The 20,062-nt window shown below is 48.8% G+C and carries 18 protein-coding genes and 1 pseudogene; 4 read left to right on the top strand and 15 right to left on the bottom strand.

The window, feature by feature from the left end; translation table 11 throughout:
* Positions 1-719 precede the first annotated feature (719 nt).
* The 3 genes from PN498_RS07270 to PN498_RS07260 all read right to left on the bottom strand — a co-directional run bounded on the left by PN498_RS07270 (position 720) and on the right by PN498_RS07260 (position 3,239).
* A complete protein-coding gene (locus PN498_RS07270; RefSeq protein ID WP_272062057.1) occupies positions 720-1,595 on the bottom strand; it encodes a zinc metalloprotease HtpX in 876 nt (291 codons plus the stop codon).
* A gap of 69 nt (positions 1,596-1,664) precedes the next feature.
* Positions 1,665-2,549 carry a hypothetical protein gene (locus tag PN498_RS07265; RefSeq protein WP_272062056.1) on the bottom strand — a complete coding sequence of 295 codons (885 nt, stop codon included), beginning with the start codon at positions 2,547-2,549 and terminating at the stop codon, positions 1,665-1,667.
* Positions 2,550-2,600: 51 nt separating this feature from the next.
* Positions 2,601-3,239, bottom strand: coding sequence for a hypothetical protein (locus PN498_RS07260; protein ID WP_334312229.1), 639 nt, complete (start codon positions 3,237-3,239; stop codon positions 2,601-2,603).
* A gap of 464 nt (positions 3,240-3,703) precedes the next feature.
* Between PN498_RS07260 and PN498_RS07255 the strand changes: the two genes are divergently transcribed.
* Positions 3,704-3,994 (top strand): YkvA family protein, encoded by a 291-nt coding sequence (locus PN498_RS07255; RefSeq protein WP_272062055.1) that lies wholly within the window; start codon positions 3,704-3,706, stop codon positions 3,992-3,994.
* 552 nt (positions 3,995-4,546) lie between these two features.
* Here the strand turns inward: PN498_RS07255 and PN498_RS07250 are convergent.
* The 4 genes from PN498_RS07250 to PN498_RS07235 form a co-directional block, all read right to left on the bottom strand.
* The gene (locus PN498_RS07250) at positions 4,547-4,783 is read right to left on the bottom strand and encodes a hypothetical protein (protein ID WP_272062054.1); all 237 of its coding nucleotides are present in this window, start codon (positions 4,781-4,783) and stop codon (positions 4,547-4,549) included.
* Positions 4,784-5,021: 238 nt separating this feature from the next.
* Positions 5,022-6,524, bottom strand: coding sequence for a TrkH family potassium uptake protein (locus tag PN498_RS07245; protein WP_272062053.1), 1,503 nt, complete (start codon positions 6,522-6,524; stop codon positions 5,022-5,024).
* 49 nt (positions 6,525-6,573) lie between these two features.
* Entirely contained in the window at positions 6,574-7,011 is a 438-nt protein-coding gene (locus PN498_RS07240) for a potassium channel family protein (RefSeq protein WP_272062052.1), read from the bottom strand.
* 238 nt (positions 7,012-7,249) lie between these two features.
* Positions 7,250-8,128, bottom strand: a complete 879-nt coding sequence (locus PN498_RS07235; protein WP_272062051.1) for a bile acid:sodium symporter family protein — start codon at positions 8,126-8,128, stop codon at positions 7,250-7,252.
* Positions 8,129-8,300: 172 nt separating this feature from the next.
* Here PN498_RS07235 and PN498_RS07230 point away from each other — a divergent pair, with 172 nt between their 5' ends.
* Positions 8,301-9,095: a Uma2 family endonuclease gene (locus PN498_RS07230; RefSeq protein ID WP_272062050.1), complete on the top strand. Its 795-nt coding sequence runs from the start codon at positions 8,301-8,303 to the stop codon at positions 9,093-9,095.
* Positions 9,096-9,101: 6 nt separating this feature from the next.
* Here PN498_RS07230 and corA read toward each other — a convergent pair whose 3' ends face one another.
* From corA to PN498_RS07195, 7 genes and pseudogenes are all read right to left on the bottom strand, one after another.
* Positions 9,102-10,241 carry a magnesium/cobalt transporter CorA gene (gene corA / locus PN498_RS07225; protein WP_272062049.1) on the bottom strand — a complete coding sequence of 380 codons (1,140 nt, stop codon included), beginning with the start codon at positions 10,239-10,241 and terminating at the stop codon, positions 9,102-9,104.
* Between the two features lie 175 nt (positions 10,242-10,416).
* Positions 10,417-10,878: a hypothetical protein gene (locus tag PN498_RS07220; protein WP_272062048.1), complete on the bottom strand. Its 462-nt coding sequence runs from the start codon at positions 10,876-10,878 to the stop codon at positions 10,417-10,419.
* Positions 10,879-11,109: 231 nt separating this feature from the next.
* Complete coding sequence (gene crtH / locus PN498_RS07215) at positions 11,110-12,702, bottom strand: carotenoid isomerase (protein WP_272062047.1); 1,593 nt, start codon at positions 12,700-12,702, stop codon at positions 11,110-11,112.
* 205 nt (positions 12,703-12,907) lie between these two features.
* Positions 12,908-13,018, bottom strand: a pseudogene (locus PN498_RS28570) (HNH endonuclease); the annotation flags it as partial.
* A 141-nt stretch (positions 13,019-13,159) separates the two neighbouring features.
* On the bottom strand, positions 13,160-13,399 hold the full coding sequence (locus PN498_RS07205; RefSeq protein ID WP_272062046.1) for a hypothetical protein: 240 nt from the start codon (positions 13,397-13,399) through the stop codon (positions 13,160-13,162).
* Between the two features lie 88 nt (positions 13,400-13,487).
* Positions 13,488-14,195 (bottom strand): hypothetical protein, encoded by a 708-nt coding sequence (locus PN498_RS07200; RefSeq protein WP_272062045.1) that lies wholly within the window; start codon positions 14,193-14,195, stop codon positions 13,488-13,490.
* A 116-nt stretch (positions 14,196-14,311) separates the two neighbouring features.
* The gene (locus PN498_RS07195; RefSeq protein WP_272062044.1) at positions 14,312-16,108 is read right to left on the bottom strand and encodes a PP2C family protein-serine/threonine phosphatase; all 1,797 of its coding nucleotides are present in this window, start codon (positions 16,106-16,108) and stop codon (positions 14,312-14,314) included.
* Between the two features lie 376 nt (positions 16,109-16,484).
* Here PN498_RS07195 and PN498_RS07190 point away from each other — a divergent pair, with 376 nt between their 5' ends.
* Complete coding sequence (locus PN498_RS07190) at positions 16,485-16,907, top strand: NfeD family protein (protein ID WP_272062043.1); 423 nt, start codon at positions 16,485-16,487, stop codon at positions 16,905-16,907.
* Positions 16,908-16,973: 66 nt separating this feature from the next.
* Complete coding sequence (locus PN498_RS07185) at positions 16,974-17,942, top strand: SPFH domain-containing protein (protein ID WP_272062042.1); 969 nt, start codon at positions 16,974-16,976, stop codon at positions 17,940-17,942.
* An 86-nt stretch (positions 17,943-18,028) separates the two neighbouring features.
* Here the strand turns inward: PN498_RS07185 and PN498_RS07180 are convergent, their stop codons facing one another.
* The gene (locus tag PN498_RS07180) at positions 18,029-19,765 is read right to left on the bottom strand and encodes a M48 family metallopeptidase (RefSeq protein WP_272062041.1); all 1,737 of its coding nucleotides are present in this window, start codon (positions 19,763-19,765) and stop codon (positions 18,029-18,031) included.
* Positions 19,766-20,062 lie beyond the last annotated feature (297 nt).

The raw sequence follows: 20,062 nt of genomic DNA, 5'->3' as shown, positions 1-20,062 counted from the left end.
TCTGAGCCTCATCAAATCAGATCAACCGGACCATCAAAGCATCAAGATCAGCCTCGCCGTCTAATCAAAGAATTGATTAGACAACAAGGGGGCAGAGAAGATGACTCCTCCGCCCCTCGCAACTGAACTTTACATTATAGAGAGCTCTTCCCAAATGTTGTATCGGAGGTAGCTTTTATGGTCTCAATCGTGATCATTTGATGACATTGGTCAGTCTGCATTCCGCAGATCTCCCTTGTGATCGCCAACTCCTCTTGACCAGCACCGGATTAGATCCTAACACTACCCTAACAGGAGGGAATTTGAAAGGCATAAGTCCTCTGACGCTATTAAATCCGACAATACTCTCCCAATCTCTGAGTTCAATAATGGTTGACTTCAACATCCAGAGTGGGGAGATGCAGACGGGTGCGCTATCCCAACGGAAACAGTCTCAACTGTTGCAAAAGTATTCCCAACGAAGAACTAATCTTCCCAAACAATGGCAAAAAGCCTTTGAACTCAGGTCCTCTAAAGTCTTCGATTGTCTTACGGTTTTGCCATTTAAGCTGATGCACCTAATCGCATCCAGGTGCTTAACTCACAACCTGATAACTTGCCGTGTTGCCCTAAAGAAACTGACGACGGCTGTATCGTCATCAGAGAAGACACAGCATAAACTGTGTTCGACACCAACCTACACAGATCGCTATTTTAGCCGCGCCAATTGCAGCTTCACTCTAACGATTGAGGATGGGTGTAGATTGCAGAAGCCCTTGAGCTTGAGCTTCCAACCGCTCGATCCGTTCCTCAGTAGACGGATGCGTAGAAAAGAGATTAGATAGTCCCTCACGAGAGAACGCATTGATAATCAACATCGGCTCGAATGATGGATTTCCTCCCATCGGAGCCACTTGCGCGCTTTTCTCAAGCTTTCGTAAGGCACTCATCAAAGCCCGGGGGTTTTGAGTAAGCTGCCCAGCACCGGCATCGGCGGCAAATTCACGGGTACGAGAAATGCCCATTTGAATCAACGTGGCTGCCAAGGGTGCCAAAAAGACAGCCAGCAGCAAGCCTAATGGGTTTCCTCCTCGGCGATCGCCTTGTCCCCCACGGCTATAGCTTGCCCACTGAGCCATGTACGCCAGAGATGAAACGGCTCCACCAATTGTCGCTGCAACTGCCTGAGTCAGCGTATCGCGGTTGATGATATGGGAAAGCTCGTGTCCTAACACCCCTTCTAACTCTTCTTGAGTCAGCATGTTCATCAGTCCTTGAGTAACCGCGACAGCCGCATTGTTAGGATTGCGGCCCGTTGCAAAGGCATTAGCGGCTTCAGTCGGAATAATGTAGACATCTGGCATAGGAATTTCGGCAGCCTGACTCAGCTTCTCGACGCTGGCATAGAGGGCAGGAGCCTGCTGACGACTCACAGGTTGAGCTTGGTAAGCCCTTAAGGCAATTTTGTCCGAGAAATACCAGGAACCTAAATTGCTGACGGCTGCTAACGCCAGTCCGATCAAAATTCCGTTCGTACCACCAATCAATAGATAGCCCATACCGACCAGCAAGCCAGATAGCAGTGCCAGTAGTGCTAGTGTTTTGAATTGATTCATCGTGATCGCCCTCCCAAAGTTTTCAGGTCTGCTTTATCCACTCCGCATCAACAAAGTGGATAAACAACTTTAAAGTTCGGCAACAGCCCGCTCAATTAAGCGTCTTGCCAGCGTTTGGACTCCCGTATGCTCGTAGTACTTCACGGAAACATCCAGAAATGCTCCTAAATAGTCCAGTTTGCTTTTGGATCCCTCGACAAAGCCCGCCATATTGTCCACCAGCTTGCTTTGGGTGATCCCGTTTTGGCTAACAAACTTGTCCATCCAGCCCTGCGTTGACTCAAAGCTTTCGGTAATAAAGGCCAGCTTGCTCTTGGAGCTATCACCGGGAATCTCTTTTTTGACTCCTTTAAACGTTTGATTGCTGTCCAAATCGGCAGGCCCCATGCTTTTAACTTTATTGAGAGCCTTTGCACTAAAGTCAGCACCTAGAGGAATCACACCATCAAAGGAAACCAATGCTGCCATTCGTGTTAGCGATTCACCACTGTAGTCACCTAAGGCAGAGAGAAAATCACCCAGGCTGTCTCCCGGAATGCCGTTGATATGACAAAAGGCAACCACCTCTGTTACCAGCTTTACGGCCAAATCAATCGTTTGGGCCTTCTCAGGCTTAGGCGTGAGGTTCTTCAAAAAGCCCAAGAAGGTATCTTGTCCGATACGATTTGCCATTGCCGCTGCGCCCAACAAGCCGGAAGCAGAATCGACTGACTCGTATAGCCACAACGCCCGCTGATAGCCTTGAGACTTGTCATTGAAGAGGGCGATCGCCCGTTCCCCAATCGCCTGCACCATTGCTTCGTCTGTTTCGCCTGTGACCGTCTTAATGGTGTTGTCAAACCCGACTAAGTTCTCCCATTTCCCTGGAACAAGCTTGTCCAAAGAGTTGAGGGCCATCACCGTCAGGCCGCCTTTGGGTAGCTTGTCTACTTTCTCGTAGATTTTCTTACTCACAATGGTCTCCTAAAATTGAGCGGTACTCGTAATATTCAAAGGACGACACTGTTAGCCAGCGGGTTGAGGAACTAGTGTTGGAACCGTTTCCGGCTCAACAACAGGTTTCTTGACCAGGGGTGGGGTTGGAGTGATCACAGGGGCCGCTTTCTTTTGAGCGCGACGAAACGCTTTCGTATTAGCTTCTAGATTAGATAGTCCTTGGAGATCAAACTTTTCAAGCCATGCCGCTCGATCTTCAGCAGAGAAGGACTGAGCCCGTGACAGGACTTTGACCTGATAACGACCATTGACTAAAAGCCCTGTCGCCGTTGTCCCCTGCTGTACAGAAGGAAAGCCAGCAATAGAGTCTGCTGAGTTTTCATACTTAGCTGCCGCTGCAGGCAAGCTGATGGTGTCGTTGATGCTCAACATCGCCAAGGTCTCACCGTCACGCTTGAGCTTATATTCTGCAAACCCTTTCTTCTCTTGGGATGGAACAACCTGATACTTACCGTCTGACTCTGGAAAAAATTGGTTAAAAGTTCCGCCTGCCTCAGCGGCTTTTTCCACCGCAGCAGGGGCCTTAAGACCAGTCGTGTCTTTCTGGACCTCATCGTACTTTGAGGGTGCAGAAGTACAGGCTGTTATTACCAACAAAAATACAAGCGTAAGGGGAATAAATGACTTGAGCCAACGAATAACTTTCATAGAAGTTCCCTAAAATCAATGATCAAAAAAAGAACAAGTGTCAATGTGATCTAAGACGACCTACTTCAGCATTTTGCCAGCTTTAGGGTTAAGGCTAGGATAAAGAGCACCTTTATCTCCATCTGCTTATCTCAATCCAAAAAAAGACAAAACCACTTTATCTTTGTTGAAATAGAACAACAAGGCTCTTTGTAGACCATCGATCACTCCCTGCACGAATTATTAAAGTAATCATTCTATATGGTGCAAAAGAACAAGTGAGAAAATGCTCATTGACCCATATACCCTGTTATTACAGCACCGAGTGTAGAGTTGACATCTATCGCCAGAGAGGTCAACTCTTCTATTTTTGTAAATTGTTGATTGTACGGTTCTCCCCATAAATGCGTCAGTTTTCTACACTGTTAGATCAAGGCATTTTTAGGGAGAATAGAAAGAGAAGCAGCTGGAAGGTTTTCGCTCCCATGGATAATTTTGTGCAGTCTTTCTACAACTGGTATAAAGCTACAATGCGGCATCCAAAGTATCGGTGGTATTTGATTGGTGGAACTTTGCTTTACCTAATCTCACCTATCGATATTGCACCAGAATTCATTCCCATCATTGGTTGGATTGATGATGCTGCGATCGCAACACTGCTTTTTGCAGAAATCTCCCAACTTTTTCTGGAACGTATAAATAAGCGTGACGAAAATGTTGAGAACAACGCTGCGACACCCAACAACATTGACGTTGCCGTAATTGATGTTGAATAGTGTTCGCTGCAAAATCTCTAGATATCTCAACAAGGCAAGCAAAAGGAGAAGTTTTCATTGAATGAAAACTCCTCCTTCTGACTATTTAAAACGACCGATTTCCGATTATGTTTGAACGTTAGTTGGAGCGTTTGCAGACAGAATCGAAAAGCTACCTTCGGCTGGGACTACCATTCGATCAACAGCCGGAACAAGATTTGTTCGCAAAACTGTAGACAATACAGCAACTACGACAACGGCAGTTAATCGATGAACAAGCATAAACGCGACCCCACAAATTTAGTTATGGTATCTGAATTAGATAATCTGGCTAAAAGCGAAATCAAAATATCTTTTAATACACTAGAGATGAACCATTTAACGCTGTCCGGTTTGCGGAAAAAGTACAACCTAATTACGTGATAAGGCTATTAAATCTGAGCTGTTGATGCACATCAAGCTCCCCTAAAAATCACAGTATTCCACTTTCTTTGAGCAAGACGTGATTGACGTCAACTTTACAGGTGATGAGACTTACTCGTTAACGTCGCGAAGCCGAAGTTGCGTTAGTCTTCAAGGGTCTGCTAGCAGCGATCGCACCTGCTCAACGGTCAGTCCAGTCACTGTCGCAATTTCCACTGGCTCCATCCCTGTTTCAGCCAAGTTGCGAGCAACCTGAAACACCTGCCGTTCCGCTTGCTTGGCCCGCTGTTCAGCCTGTTCAACACGCTGACGTTCTTGGTAAAGGGCCTCTTCGGACGTCTCAATCCATTCATCGTTGCGATCAGACCAGCGCAGCCAGGAAAACATGTCTGTGCCTTCTCTACGCAATTATCTTGTGGAAAAGCTTAGCAAATTTGCGACTTAGGTCATGTTGCGACGTGTTGTGGGCAAAGAGATTCTGCCTGTCATTCGATGGTCCACGCGATCGCCTCTCTCAATCTCGAAGATACTGATGCTGCATAACAATAACCGCAATTTCACTTTCATGCAGCAAAAACTTAGATATGGAATCGAAATTCACATAACGGTTCAGCTTATTGGGGCACTATCCAAACCACGATCGCCGACTGTCAAGCAGGTAGCCCCAAGGAGCGTACAGCAAGACCAGCACCGGAATAATTTCTAAACGCCCCATCCACATCAAAAAGATCAACACACATTTGCCAAGCCAGTGTTGCGTCGGTCCAGTAATGCCAACGGACAATCCAGCAGCCCCCAAAGCCGACGCTGATTCAAAAATAACGTCGCTCAAACTGTACTCCGTTGGAACCAACCGCAGCAGAACCAGAACGCTGATAACAATGCATCCAATCCAGAGTAGTGTGAGGGCAGTCGCATCTTCGATCTGCCGACTAGCCTGCTCTGGCTTCATCGGTGGGCCATTGATGTGTCGCAGCGTCATCTGACGGGGAGACAAACTGATTCTTCGAAGCCGCCAAACAACTGATTCAAACAAGGCCAAAACTCGCTCTAGCTTAAGTCCGCCTACAGTAGATCCGGCAGCACCCCCAAGAATCATAGCGATGCTGAGTAAAATCTTGTTGCCACTACTCCAAAACTGAATGGACTGACTGCTAAATCCACAGGTCGTAAGCGCCGAGACCCATTGAAACACAGTATCTACCCAAGCAAATTGACCCACTGTCAGGTAGTGCTCGATCGCAACCAGCATAGATCCCACAATCAACAGCACGATTAGCAAAAAGTGCTGCTGATCTCGCCAAAGGGCCAATAGCTGCCGCCTGACGAGAAGCTGGTTGTGCATGTTGAACGAGATCGCACCTAAAATCATCACCAGAATGATGGTGACTTTGATGGCAGAACTGTAGGCTCCCATGCTGCCATCAGTAACGCTAAAGCCGCCAGTCGAAATGGCAGTCATGCTGTGGTTAAGGGCTTCCCACCAAGTCATGCCGAAGATGCGAAATAGGATAACGCTGGCGACGGTATAGCCTGTGTAGATGATCCAAATTCGACGTACCGTGCGACCGATAGTTAGACGAATGCGAGTCTGCCGTCCCTCAGCCTGATAAAGCACGTATTGGCTTTGAGTCGGTTCCATCAGAGCTAACGCTAGTACAATCACGCCGACGCCCCCTACCCATTGCATGAGCGATCGCCACCACTGAAGGCTGACAGGTAATCTGCTCGGTTGAATTACCATCGTCAACCCAGCGCTGGTAAAGCCCGAAAAACCTTCAAACAAGGCATTCAAACCATTTTGAAAATAAGCCAGTGTTGGTGTCGCTTCTGCACCAACGGATAACGCTGTGAGCCAAATAGGCAAAGCGCCGAAAATAGCGACAACGGCCCAGCCCAGGGCAACACTGATAAAGACCTGCGGTAAAGATGCATCGTGGCTTTTGTGTCCAAGGCGATACAGTAGGAAACTGAGTGCCCCTCCGCTCAGAACTGTAATCACAAAGGGGACAAGAGCAAACCACTCTTGGCTAAGAAGACACACAGGTAGCGACCCCAGTGCCATGCCTACTGGAATCAGCAAAAATCGGCTAATGTCGCGACTGACCGCTCCAATCTGAATATCCATGTTTCCCCTAAAAGCCGCTTGCCACCACCCAGTCTGTCTAAACCCATTATCAGCGCAGGAATTCAAGCAACCGACTGGCAACAACTCCAGCCGGATCGCTGAGTGCTTTGACACCCAGCTTTTCAAACATCTTGCTGTGTGATTTCTGATTGATAAGGCTGATGCGAGCTTGGACGTCATACTCCTGAGCTAGCACCATTGCCATCAAGTTTTTAGAGTCGTCATAGGAGGAAGCCACCACCGCATCAGCTCGCGCTGCCTCAGCTTCTTTAAAGATATCGTTGTCGGCAATGTCTCCATGCAAAACACGAATGTCGTTCTCTTTAAGGATTTGACGTGCCTTTTCCTCACTGCTCTCTATCAAGGTGATTTCGTGCCCCTGCTCGACAGCCATTTCGATAAATCGGCGACCCTCGACCTCTGCGCCTATCACAATCAGATACATGACATTGTTTTTAAGTGGATCAAGAAATTCTGCAGAATGCACGGCGAATCATATCGCACCGTCCTATTCAGCGGCATATCGAAAAAGGTAGATATTTAGTAGCAAAAGGATATATAGGCCTAGCTGTTGTCAGTTCCGTTAGGACAAGACGGCAAGCCAGCTGGCTAAAGCCGTATCAAATCCCACAGTTCCAGATGCTGCACCTCTAATTATCTTCAGCCAAATGCTGATAACTAAGGAGGTCCAATACAACATCCCATATGGAGCGGCAGCTTAATGTTTAGCTTCTGACTGTGGTTTGCTGACGTCTGACTAATCCTGCAAAGACAGCGCTCGTGGCAAACATGATGAGACTGTAGATTGCGGCTGGAATCGCCATGCTTGGCATATTGAGAAAGGTTGGGGCACTGGCGATCGCGATCGCTAAGGTGCCGTTTTGAATACCGACTTCAACGGTGATGGATTTGGCACTGGAGATGTCCAATTTGGTTAGAGCAGCGATCGCGAATCCCAAAGCCATCGTGACAACATTCAAGGTGAGGGTAACCCAGCCCACTTGCAGAAAGAAGCTGGCAACATTGGCACGTTCCTTAGCTAGCAAGCCCACAATGATCAATGCTAAGAAGAACAGTGACAGCCACTTAACCCACTGCTCAACTGTGGCAGCAAAGCGCGGTGTGTAATGATGTAGCACCATGCCCAGCATCACTGGAATGAGCGTGATTACGGCAATTTGGATGACTGTTGTTAGGAATGGTAGTCGTAAGGCAACTGCTTCACCCATAAAGCTTTGCATGGCAAAGTTAACTATCAAAGGAATGGTGAAGACAGTAACCAAACTGCTGATGGCAGTAAGCGTAATTGATAGAGCAACGTTTCCCTGCACCAGATAGGTCACCAGATTTGAAGTCGGACCACCAGGACAGGCAGCTAAAATCATCACGCCAACTGCTAACTCGGGTGAAAGCGGGAAAAGACTTGCCAGCAAAAAGCCGACTATTGGCAGTACAACTAATTGGGCCACTAGCCCCAGCAGAACAGCCTTGGGTTCAACCAAGATGCGCTTGAAATCAGCCAGTGTAAGGCTCAAACCCATCCCCAACATGATGATGAATAAGGCCAAGGGTAGAAAGACGGTGGTTAAAAAACTTGATTCCATTGCTCTCTGCACTCCCTAACTTCGACAGCACCTTATGACCGTTCTTGGGACCAGTAACGTCCCTTAAAAACCTACCGCTTAATGGGTATTCTGATGTTGAGTTTTTTATCCTGTGCCCTGTAAGCCATACGTTAGAATAAACTCACTATTTTTATGCGTACATGCGTTCGTCATGGTAACTGCAAAGGACATTCCGTCTACTGCCTCCGCCGAAGCCTCAGATATTGAGACAATCCCCGCAATTCCAGATATTGCGGTGCCCCCTGGCGATTTGTATAGTGACGAGCCAACCTTGGAAACAGATTTACATTTGCGGCAAATGTTGCTGCTAATCACAAGCCTAGAGTGGCTTTGGCAAGACAGAAACGATTTTTTTGCCACAGGAAATCTAACTATCTACTTCAGCCCTAAGCAAATCAAGAATCAAGATTTTAGAGGACCTGACTTTTTTGTGGTGCTAGATACCGAACGTCGTAGCCGTAAGAGCTGGGTCGTTTGGGAAGAGGACGGCAAGTATCCCAACGTCATTATTGAAGTCTTATCTGATTCCACTGCCAAGGCAGACCGCACGACCAAAAAGCAGATCTATCAGGATACTTTTCGCACGCCAGAATATTTTTGGATTGATCCAGACACTTTGGAGTTCGCAGGATTTGTCTTAATGGCAGGCGAATATCAGCCGATCGCACCCAACGATGCGGGTCAATTATGGAGCCGGCAGCTAGACCTCTATTTGGGAATCCGTGAAAGTAAACTGCGACTTTTCACACCCGACGGTGAACTTGTACCGACCCCGACCGAAGCTGCAAAAATAGCCCAGCAGGAAACAGAGGAAGTTCAACAGCAGGCAGAACAGGCACAACAGCAGGCAGAACAAGCACAACAGCAGGCAGAGCAGGCACAGGAAAAAGCCAATCGCTTAGCCGCGCGGTTACGGGAATTGGGGGTCGATCCTGATACTGTTTAGGACCCCTCAGCCATCGCTTTCAGAAGGGGGAGCTGAGAAATTTTCGAACCATCCCTGTTGCCAAAAGAAGATAAATAGCGCGATCGCAATTGCCCCCATCGTACCTAGACAAACCGGATAGCCCCAATACCAATTGAGTTCCGGCATATTGAACGGTGAAGCACTAGGATCAAAATTCATGCCATAAATTCCTGCAATGAAGGTGAGAGGAATAAAAATAGTTGAGATGATGGTCAGAAGCTTCATAACGTCGTTCATCCGATTGCTGACGGACGACAGATAGACATCCATCAAGCTAGAAGACACCTCGCGATAGGTCTCTAGAATGTCTAGGATCTGAATAATGTGGTCATAAACATCTTGAAGATAAATCCGGTTTTCTTGGGTTAAGAAATCACCGCCGTCTCGAATCAAGCTATTGACAACGGTCCGCTGAGGCCAAACATAGCGGCGAAGCATCAACAATTCTCGTCGCAAATCGTGAATTTTCTCTAATGTCTTCCGCGTGGGTCGAGCGACAACTTCATCTTCTAGCACTTCAATATACTCCCCATAGTCTTCCAACACGGGAAAATAACCATCGACAATAGTGTCTAAAAGAGTGTAGGCCAGATAGCCTGCACCTCGTTGTCGCAGGACACCCAGGTTACGCTGGAGGCGATCGCGCACTGGCTCAAAGCAGTCCCACAAACTCTCTTCTTGTAGCGTCAGCAGCACATGATGCCGCATAACAAACCCGACTTGCTCCGGGCTAAACCCGTGCCCCTTTTTAGCAGGACGCACCATATGCACAATCATCAAAAGATGATCTTCATAGAACTCCAGCTTGGGGCGCTGAGGCACATTCACCACATCTTCCAAAACGAGGGGATGCAAATCGAAAATTCCGCCAACTTTCCGTAAGGTTACCTCTGTTCCCAAACCTCGAACATCCAACCAGCACACCCTACCTTCTTTTAGATACGGCAAACAGTCTTCTGGAGTTTCTAGCTCTTTACGAACAGATTCCTTAGCGTCATAGCTGATGAGAACCAGTTCCGTCGGCTCAGCATCATCGGGAATATTGAGAGTTCCTGGTGCACTCCCCGGCAAACTATAGTTGTAATCCACCAAGCTAAAGTCATCCGCTTCCGAGTCACGGTTCATTGTGGAAAACTGGATTTTGCCTGGGCTAGGTGTGCTGTTGACCTGTCTCGCTATCCCTTGTTTGTGCTTTCTACCCATGCCACCGCCATTTTGTCCTTGCCTTGAGAATAAAGGGTCACCTTCGAAATGCCTATTGAACTTGAGAGCGATCCGCTTTGGCCGTAAGAATATTAGGCTATTCTTCCATTAAGGCTTCCACGATAGGATCAATGTCTAGATAGTTTTCGATTTCGGATAAACCTTGTAGAACGCGAGCGTTCGAGGCTATTTCGCCTCCAATCGTTCCTCCAAAAAGTCCAAAACTGGTTTCCAATGATGATAATCCTTCATTGCGGATCGCTTCTCTAGCCTGTGAACTACAGGATTCAACAAGGAGGGTCTGAAAGACACTGGCGGCTGTTGCGTTGAGCTGTGCTCGGTCCTGATCTGTGATCTGTACCATTTCCGCTACGGCTGGGTGGAGCGATAAGGAAGCAAACATCCACTGCACTAAAGCAGTTGTATCGTCTTCGGTAACGGAACTAATCAAACAATTCGCAAGCTGATCGGTGTAGGGTCCAGCAGCAGTGGCTGGGGGAACCGATAGTAATTGAAGGCCAATAATCGTTGGTGTAAGTAGCCGAGCCGCAAACCTCATAAGCTCTCCGGTAGAGTTGACGTCTCAAACAGCTTGACGATAGATGAATCTAAGAATTGATCGATGAAGGCACGGCGTTCCCACTCTACAGTAGCTCTAAAGTCGAAAAGCTTGCTGAAAAGAATTTGAATGGAGAGTTTTGAGGGTCCACTTGTAGCTGTAGCACTCAGCTTGAGAAAACTGCAAACGCTAAATGCTCGCTACTAAGGATTCAATTCCTTTTGACTTTGACTAAACTCCTAGATCAACAGCAATACGATGGGCACAGGCAAATCCTGAAAACGCAACAGCATTCAGCCCTTGTCCAGGAAAGGTGCTATCCCCAACGCAATAAAGTCCAGGAATTTGGGTGCGATTGAAGGGCATTCCCAACAATCCAAGTAACTTATGCCGAGGCATGGGACCATAGGTGCCGTTTGCCCGCCCCAGAAAGCGGCGATGAGTTCGTGGGGTGCCAATTTCGCAGTGATCGATCGCCTCCTTCACGCCAGGAAAAATACGCTCCAATCGCTCGATGATTTGATTTGCCATCGCTTGCTTTTGCTGTTCGTAATCGTTAGCTGAAAGTCCTTGCCAGTCTGTCATCCAGCTAGGCGTGAAGGCGTGAATGATGTGGCGATCGCAAGGAGCCAAGCTGGGGTCCAGCAGCGTCGGAATCGACATAAACAGCGTGCCGCTGGGGGCTTCCAAGTCGGCCCAATCCTCCAGCAGAATTTGGTGGCAGTCCGTGTTGGGGGGAATCACATCAGCCCGTACGCCTAAATGCAAGCTCAGGAAGCTGGGGGCTTGGGTGTAGCGAGACTGCCAGCGGCGTTCTACGGAGGGGAGGGACGGCTGCTCTAAAAGCGTGCCAAAGGTATCCCAGCGAGTTGCATTAGAGACGATTCGGTCAGCAGTGTAACGTTCTCCTGTGGCCAGTTCTACACCGATCGCCCGTCCTGCTTGCGTCACAATGCGCTTGACCCGGGAGCGATATTGAATGTAGCCACCCGCTTCCACCAGTCCCTCTGCCAGTGTTTGAGCAATCCGACCGACACCGCCTTTAGGGTAATTGACACCACCATAGTGGCGATCGCTGAACACCATACCCGCATTGATCATCGGCGTCTTGTCGGCAGGAACCACTGACCAGCAGTAGCATTCCATATCGATGAAGTGCAGTAGTTCTGGGTCTTTGAGAAAGCGTCGTGCTAACCCACCCACGTTAGCGGGCAATCGTCGCGCTAGTCCCAGACAGGCCAGCGGATTCTGTAGAAACACCCGAGTAACGTAGCGAGGTTCTTCTAAAGAAAGCAGTTCGATAGAGTTTAGGCAGTTGAAGACTTGCCAGCAAGCATCGTAGAAGCGGCGGATGCCTTGGCGTTCATGGGGGAAGCGATCGCCCAGTTCGGTCAGGAAGGCGTCGTAATCTCGGTGCACTCGAATGTCGAGTCCGTTGGGCAACCGATAGTGAACCTGTACCGGATCGGGAACAGTCTCTATCTGTTTGCCGACCGCCGCCAATGCCCGCGTTAGGAGGTTGGTGGTTCCCCGTTGCCCAAAACCGAAAATCATCGACGCGCCAACATCAAAACGATAACCGTCTCGCTCGAAGTAACCTGCACTGCCCCCTGGAATTAAATAGCGCTCCAATACAAGAGGCCGCAGTCCTTTGGCAGCCAATTGGGTCGCCGTCACCAGACCACCTATTCCAGAGCCAATGATAATGACATCGAAGTGGCTGAAATCAGGCCAGCGCTCAGAGTTTTCTACATAGTCGTTTTGAGCTTGCGTGGACGAATGAGTGGACAGTTCACAAGCATGATCGGTAGTACGTAGTGTCATCTCCAGATTGGGAAAACCTTAATCCTGGTATGGGTCGTCTGCTAGTGGATGTAACCCAGTCTTTACCCAAAATCGCCTTGTTCCTTGAATAGAATCGTTCTCCGGACAACGATCATCGTTTAGATCAAGTCGTACACAGGTTGCACGACCAATTGCCGTAATACCTTTAATCACAATGCCTTGCCTTAGCCAAAAAATGCTCTTTTCACTTCTGCTGACGAGGATTAAAAAGAGGAACAATTTCTTGAGTATCTGGATCAACTCCTGCGACAAAATTGTAGCGCCTCTCATTGCAACGCCGACAAGCAAGCGCAAGATTATCGAGCGTATCAGAACCCCTATGGACTTTGGAATAATGTGATCAACAGTAAACCGATTGGCGCTCAACTGTTCTGGAGAATGACCATATTCACAGACGTAGTTAGCGCGTCTCCGAATAGACTGCTTGAGTTCATCGTTAATCGGCATCTTGAGCCGCAAGCATTGCATTAATGTGAGTAAAGATACGATCTAGCTCTCCAATTGCATCCAATTCAGCAACTTCGTCCAGAGTTATTTGCTCAGTTTTCTTCTTTTCTAGAAGCATTTCCATTTTCAACTGAAGAGATTGACTGAACTTAAACAACTTCCAACTTCCAACTCTCTCAAGCTGGATTTCATGAACTAGGGACGAGGGCTTGTTGAGAACTGCAACCATTTTCCTGCTTCCGTAGGCTTCAGAATATATCCTCAGAAATTTATATCTCTCTTCAAAGACACGAGCCAAGACACGGTTGGATGAGCGTTCAGCTCATTGCGATTGTAATTTTGTTTTCAACCAGAAAGGCTTCGATTTCAGCTATGGCGTTAATGGTATTTTTAAGTGTTTCCAAATGTTGTCCTTCTGCCATCTGATTGATGAAGACAAAAAGCTGATCGTAATAGTCGCGAAACAATTCATCTCGATAGAGTTTGTAGGTAAATTCTGATAAATTCATTGGGCGATCGCCTGCTTCAGCAACTAACAGTTCTCCAATACCATTGACATAGTGGAACCAAAGGATACTACCAGAAGACGAAAGACTATTCTTAAAGTTTTCAATGAGCTCAAAAAAGCATTTGGTTAAGGATGAACGACCAAATTGGAGAAACACGACGTCTCTTTCATAGAGCTGAATCCAGCAGGAAACCGTTGCGATCAGATAAGCCGTTGACGTGACGTAATAGCCTTCCTTAGTAAACCAATCGATTGAACTAGCCTCTTTAGGAGAAATCCTGAGCGAATTTCTGGTTTCATTGAAAGCATTTATTTTAATTGAAATTGCATCAAGGCGATAGTTCAATTCATAACAGGCATAGCTCAGAGGTCTGGCGTAAGCAAATAGCTTTTTCTTCGCGTCAATCGACTGGGTAAAGCGAGGAGCAATAATATAGGTCTCTGCAATGCGAAAGCTTGTTGCTACAATGCCGCCACCTAAAGCCCCATATAAAAAATTGACGATATTTTCGTTCATTAATGGGTGGCCATGAAGCAGTCATTTACGACAAACATTTGCAGACAACTCTGCATCCAGTACCTCTTCAAACAAAATTGATCTTATGCCAGCTAGGGTTTTCCCATCTTCAAAAGTTACTCTGATAGCTCTGTTTCGTTGGATTCTTCAGTAGGTGCTATCTGACCTGCGACCCACCATCCGGCGACACCAGCGAAGAAGAGGATCGCGATCGCTACTGTGATTACCCACCAGCGAGGAACAGCAGCTCTGGGAGCGCCTTCAGAAGTGTTAGTCCCTACAGTAGCAACTTCTTCCTCTTCGCCATAGAGCAGCGCCTTAGAAGCATCGGTCAAGTCGTCTTCAGGTGTTTCCGACGAAGCTGCCTCAGGATCTGGTGTTGTGGTGTAAGCACCGTCCAGGGCGGGTTTTGAGTGTACCAAGACGACGGAAACGTTATCGTGGCCGTTTTTCTGGTTTGCCAGTTCAATCAAAGAGGCAACCGCCGACGGCAAAGAAATGATGTGTTTGGTAATCAAGCCAATGTAGTTGGCCCAAGCGGACTCAATTTGCTGATTGTCGCTCAAGCCATCGGAGCACAGCAGCAACACCCCTTCTTCATCCCAAAGAAATCGCTGAACGTGAGGGGTCAAATAGGTACTCCCCCGTGTCCCGATCGCCTGAGTCAGTGCTCCGGCTTCAGGGCGATCACGAAGAGCTGTGTAAAACGCACGACCGCCGAGAACTTCCCGTCCGGCAATGTCGTCGTCAACGGTGAGCTGATGGCAATAGTCCGGCGTGATCCAATAGGCGCGGCTATCTCCGACGTGAGCTAGGTACAGTTCGTCAACCTGAATCCACCCCTGCGGTGTTTTCAGCCGCTGTGGTACCACTAGCGCCATGACAATCGTGGTGCCCATGCGCTGGCGATCGCTCCGGTTTTGCAGATCATTCTGCGTATTGACCAAATCGTTAACGACCCGAACGGCAGCCTCAATCTGCTGGGCGACGACGTGGGGTGGCACTGCGTTCTCTTCTCGTCCCGATTCCGCTATGAGTCCCTGAAGCTGAGGCTGGAGTGCTCGCAGGGCAATCTGACTGGCGACTTCACCCGCCTCATGACCACCGACGCCGTCACACACAATGGCAATTCGGGGCGTCGGAATTTCGGGCTGCTCCCCTTCTGGATAACAGGCGTCTTCGTTGCGCGACTGGTTGGGACCGGGATGGGTTTCTCCGGCCATCCGCAACCGGGGACGCTGCTGGGCTGACTCTTTCAGCAGCAGATAGTTCAGGTCAATCGTCAACTGCTCTGGCGACATTGAGCCAGAAATCAAAGCATCGCAGACCTGAGAAAGGGCTGTAGCGATGGTGGGTCTAGCGTCTTCAATCAGCCTCTGCCAGTGTCGTCCCAAATCCTTCAAGGAAGGGGACTTGGGATCTGATATCAGTTGCAGCAACCGCACCCGCCAACCTTCCACCCGCACAATGTCGAAGTCTAGCAAGCTGGCTGCCGTCCCCAACGGCTGCAAAGACTGCCATAGTTGCCAGCTTTGCCATAGCCATGATATCTGACGCACCGACGAGACTCGCCCCCACTGCTCCAACAAAGTGGGATACAGTTCACCAGAGCGAGCATTCACCGGGGCATTTTCAAGCAGTATTAGAGGTGCTTTTCCCCTGTGAACCACTACGTCGTAAATGCCAGGTACGTGTAGACGCTGATGATGAGCTTTGAGATAGGGCAGCACCGTGTCTGGAATGGAGTCAGGTGTTTGAGGCGGACTATCTGGAGTCAGATCTCGCCAAATTTGTGGCGCGATAACTTCGTAGCGATCGCCCACCGTTTCACCTTCAGGCACAGTATCGGCACCTGCGCCCATTACCCAGAGACATACTCGCGTTTGAGACCCTACTCGCTCAGCACTCATCATTTCCTGGTTCGTTTGTCTCCAATCACAACATCGCCCGTATTTAGCACCGGGGCTGCTTGGCCTAATCCTAGTGGATTTTCGATGATTCGCTCGTTGGTTTCGGCTCAAGGTGAGCAGGAACCGGGGAAAACAGCCCTGACAAACCTAAATGAATTGTGCTGATTGTAGATAATGCGACGAAAACAAAGCCATCATAGTTACGAAGCATTACCTTCTTCTTTGGCATCAGATTTTCTATGGGCCGACGGATGAAAAATGGAGCTTTCAAGGCGTGTCGGCTAAATTTCAGGAAAGCAGAACTTAGAATTTGAAGATCTTTCTGTCAGCGATTGGGTAATCTTTCAGCAACTTCACAGTTTTTTTCGTTTAGTAGGCTATGAGTCTTCCCCTGTTTTGGCTGATTGTTGGTGCCGTGCTCTGTTTGATGGAGCTGTTTTTGCCCACTGCTTTTGTTGAAGCGACCTTGGGTGTGAGCGCCTTAGCCGTTGCTGTGGTCGCGTTGATCGTGCCTCAGTTCAGCATTCAAGTTGGTGTCTGGATGGTGCTGTCTGTGTTGGCAACTTGGGCACTGAAGCGGTTTGTGCCTAAGCAAACTCCTTACATCCTGGCGGATTCAACCGAAGCCAGAACACTAACCGCGATCGCCCCCGGCCAAGCCGGACGAGTCCTATACGAAGGCAATTCCTGGCAAGCCCGCTGTGAAGATAGTGAAGCCATCATTGGCGCAGATGAGCCTGTTATCGTCATTGGCCGACGGGGAACCACGCTGCTCATCATGCCAGAACACAGTATTCGCTAGGGCGATCGCGGGTTAATTCACGTTTCATTCGTTACGACATTTCATCCGAATTTAGAGGATTTCAATATGAACCCCTTGAGTTTTCTGTTCGTACTGGCATTAGGCGGTGGCGTTGCTGCCAGTGCGGTCAAAATCGTCAACCAGAGCGATGAAGCTCTGGTTGAGACTCTGGGTCGATACAACGGTAAGAAATTGACCCCAGGGTTAAACTTCATCGTGCCCGTTGTGGACAAGGTTGTTTTTAAGCAAACCGTGCGGGAACGGGTTCTGGATGTTCCGCCCCAGTCCTGTATCACGCGGGACAACGTTTCGATTTCAGTCGATGCTGTCGTTTACTGGCGCATTGTAGATCTTGAAAAGGCTTACTACAAGGTCGAAAACTTGCAGGCAGCCATGGTCAACCTAGTCCTGACTCAGATTCGATCTGAGATGGGCAAATTGGAGTTAGACGAAACGTTTACGGCTCGATCCGAAATTAACGAGTCGCTGCTACGTGAGTTGGATATTGCCACTGATCCCTGGGGCGTGAAAGTGACCCGGGTCGAGCTGCGAGACATCATGCCATCCAAAGCCGTGCAGGATTCAATGGAACTGCAAATGGCAGCAGAACGACGCAAGCGGGCTTCCATCTTAACCTCCGAAGGAGAGCGAGAGTCTGCCGTGAACAGTGCTCGGGGACAGGCAGAATCCGAAGTCTTGTCAGCCGAATCGGGTAAAAAAGCCGCCATTCTTGATGCTGAGGCCCAGCAAAAAGCGATCGTCCTAAAGGCTCAAGCCTTTCGTCAGGAAGCTGTGTTGCGGGCACAAGCCACCTCTGAGGCGATGGCAATTATTGCGGACAAACTGCGCTCCGATCCTCAAGCCAAAGACGCCCTCCAGTATCTACTCGCCCAAAACTACCTAGAAATGGGCCAGCAAATTGGTGCTAGCGACAGCAGCAAGATTATGTTCATGGATCCCCGCGCCATTCCGGCAACCCTAGAAGGAATGAAGGCGATCGTTGGCGAAGATGGAAGGATGAAGGCAGAAGGATGAAGGCAGAAGGCTTAAACGGCCTGTGCCCCTGACGCCCAATTCCGCAATAAATGAAGACAGAAGGACAAGTAAGCAAAACTCAAACCTTACTCCGCTCCTTCTGTTTCTTCCGGTTTCGTCAACAACCTATCCACTCGACTTTGAATGGCTAAATGCGTGGCGACACCTTCATAGGCATAGCGGTTGTAACCACCCACTTCTACGATCTGCTTCAGATAGTCAACACGTTCGGCAGGGGCGGGATGAGTAGAGAACCACTGAATGCCGCCGCGATCGCCAGCCTCCGCCTGCAAGGTCACCATTAGATTATGCAAACCATCTGCCGCATAATCGGCAACGGAGAGGAGCTGAGTGCCCAGAATATCGGCCTGCCGCTCCATTTCACGAGAGTAACTGCTGAAGGCGAGTCCGGCAGCAATGCCACCAATTTCAGGAACCGGAATAACGCCAGCAACGCTATTAACTAAATTACTGTTAGTCGCCATCTGAAAACCATGAGAGAGCACTGCATGGGCAAGTTCATGGGCCAGCAGCCCTGCTAGCTCCGCCTCTGAATTGGCCTTTAAGATAGCTCCACCGTTGATAAAAATTTTGCCGCCTGGCAAGGCAAAGGCATTTAACTCAGGGTCATCAATGATGTAAAACTCGTAGTTAAATTCGTCGCGTCCAGTTAGACTTGCTAACTTCTGACCAATACCGTTGACGTAGGCATCCACTTCGGCATCGCTGATCAGAGGTAATTGAGCTTTGGCCTGCTCAGCCACACTCGCACCTACGGCTGATTCTCCCTGCATGAGAATTACCGCAGAATTCACTGCTGTATAGGGACCTATCAGCCCTCCAGTCAGCAGCAGACCCGCTGCCCCTGTGAAGATATTGCCCAACAGGTTACCCGTCAATTCTTCGTTCATCTCTGCTCGAAAACGATTCAGCGTCTCCTTACTAAGTTCATCCATGGCAGCAACCTCTGGATGATCCGGATTCAGAAGCACAAATTGTCTAGCCGTAATCGATGCCTCAATCCACTGCTCCATCACCATTTGAGTCCGCGTTCGAGCCATTAGCAAATCAGGGTGGCTGGGGTAAACAATGAGCGCTTGGTCTAGAACAGCGTCGGCTTCCTCAGCGCGATCGCTCTCAACCAAATACTCAGCATAAAAAATGTGGGCAGGGATAAACTCTGGATATTCCCTTACCAGCAGATCGAGCGGCACTGTTGTCCGATGAGTCAGGCCCTGGTCATAGCCAGCATTCGCCTCTCGCCAATAGACCGCTCCAGCAGGCGATAAATCAGCAGGGTCATAGATGGGCTGCGATCGCAAAGAGGCCGGATCAACCTGCCAGACAGCATCTTTGACCTGACGATACAGGATTTCTGCCGTTTCAAAATCCCCGGCTAAGTAGTGTTCATCAGCAGTAATCAAAATCTGCTGCTGTTTAGACAGCTTAGGCGCTTCTGCCGAGGACTCAATATCAAGGTCATTCCAAGTCGATTCATCCTCTTCAGCAGACATCTCGTCGGGTATGCTTTCCCCTGGCAGTCGGGGTTCAAAGTCTGGCAAGTTGAGAACGCCCTCGTCTGGCTCGGTTGCGGCGTCTGACTCAGGCGGTGTTAACTCATCAGCATTTCCAGAGGTCGAGTCAGCAGCGGTTGTCTCTTCGATAGAGTTGGGGGCCGCGTCAGAATCAGTTGTTTCCTCAACAGTAACCAAAGGCGGTTGAGCCGCCCATCCAGTCGATGAAGTTGATCCCAAGCCATTTAGACCGAAAGTCAGGAAAAGGCTCATCAGACTCCAGGCGAGAAATCGCTTACCCGTATTCATAGCATTAACCCGAAGCACACATCTGCCTCTATTCTGCCAGCCAGTTAATAATGTGATGGGCTTGCCTGAAGATGCTATTGGGTTCAAAGGTGTCAAATCGCATGGATATTTGTCACCTCTAAGCAACAGCCAAGAACGGACATCACTCGTTGATTCCGTCTAGCGCACTCACCGTAACTTCACAGAGTTCTTTCGCTCTGACCAAGAGGCAGCCTTTTCTCGTATAAGTTGCGGGTCAATCAAATTTTGCAAGTAGATTGATACAGCTTTACTGAGAAATCTATTTGGGTTTCCAGT

This window comes from Oscillatoria sp. CS-180 (assembly GCF_028330965.1).
Classification (GTDB): Bacteria; Cyanobacteriota; Cyanobacteriia; order Phormidesmidales; family Phormidesmidaceae; genus Halomicronema.
The sequence above is the reverse complement of the archived record's forward strand: the minus strand, read 5'-3'. Positions and strand labels throughout refer to the sequence as shown.

What these genes read in the sequence shown, in the direction of transcription:
- PN498_RS07200 (WP_272062045.1), bottom strand. Translation starts at nt 14,195, where the DNA reads ATGAACGAAAATATCGTCAATTTTTTATATGGGGCTTTAGGTGGCGGC.
- PN498_RS07195 (WP_272062044.1), bottom strand. Translation starts at nt 16,108, where the DNA reads ATGATGAGTGCTGAGCGAGTAGGGTCTCAAACGCGAGTATGTCTCTGG.
- PN498_RS07190 (WP_272062043.1), top strand. Translation starts at nt 16,485, where the DNA reads ATGAGTCTTCCCCTGTTTTGGCTGATTGTTGGTGCCGTGCTCTGTTTG.
- PN498_RS07235 (WP_272062051.1), bottom strand. Translation starts at nt 8,128, where the DNA reads ATGGAATCAAGTTTTTTAACCACCGTCTTTCTACCCTTGGCCTTATTC.
- PN498_RS07220 (WP_272062048.1), bottom strand. Translation starts at nt 10,878, where the DNA reads ATGAGGTTTGCGGCTCGGCTACTTACACCAACGATTATTGGCCTTCAA.
- PN498_RS07260 (WP_334312229.1), bottom strand. Translation starts at nt 3,239, where the DNA reads ATGAAAGTTATTCGTTGGCTCAAGTCATTTATTCCCCTTACGCTTGTA.
- PN498_RS07255 (WP_272062055.1), top strand. Translation starts at nt 3,704, where the DNA reads ATGGATAATTTTGTGCAGTCTTTCTACAACTGGTATAAAGCTACAATG.
- crtH (WP_272062047.1), bottom strand. Translation starts at nt 12,702, where the DNA reads ATGACACTACGTACTACCGATCATGCTTGTGAACTGTCCACTCATTCG.
- PN498_RS07185 (WP_272062042.1), top strand. Translation starts at nt 16,974, where the DNA reads ATGAACCCCTTGAGTTTTCTGTTCGTACTGGCATTAGGCGGTGGCGTT.
- corA (WP_272062049.1), bottom strand. Translation starts at nt 10,241, where the DNA reads ATGAACCGTGACTCGGAAGCGGATGACTTTAGCTTGGTGGATTACAAC.
- PN498_RS07180 (WP_272062041.1), bottom strand. Translation starts at nt 19,765, where the DNA reads ATGAATACGGGTAAGCGATTTCTCGCCTGGAGTCTGATGAGCCTTTTC.
- PN498_RS07250 (WP_272062054.1), bottom strand. Translation starts at nt 4,783, where the DNA reads ATGTTTTCCTGGCTGCGCTGGTCTGATCGCAACGATGAATGGATTGAG.
- PN498_RS07230 (WP_272062050.1), top strand. Translation starts at nt 8,301, where the DNA reads ATGGTAACTGCAAAGGACATTCCGTCTACTGCCTCCGCCGAAGCCTCA.
- PN498_RS07245 (WP_272062053.1), bottom strand. Translation starts at nt 6,524, where the DNA reads ATGGATATTCAGATTGGAGCGGTCAGTCGCGACATTAGCCGATTTTTG.
- PN498_RS07205 (WP_272062046.1), bottom strand. Translation starts at nt 13,399, where the DNA reads ATGGTTGCAGTTCTCAACAAGCCCTCGTCCCTAGTTCATGAAATCCAG.
- PN498_RS07270 (WP_272062057.1), bottom strand. Translation starts at nt 1,595, where the DNA reads ATGAATCAATTCAAAACACTAGCACTACTGGCACTGCTATCTGGCTTG.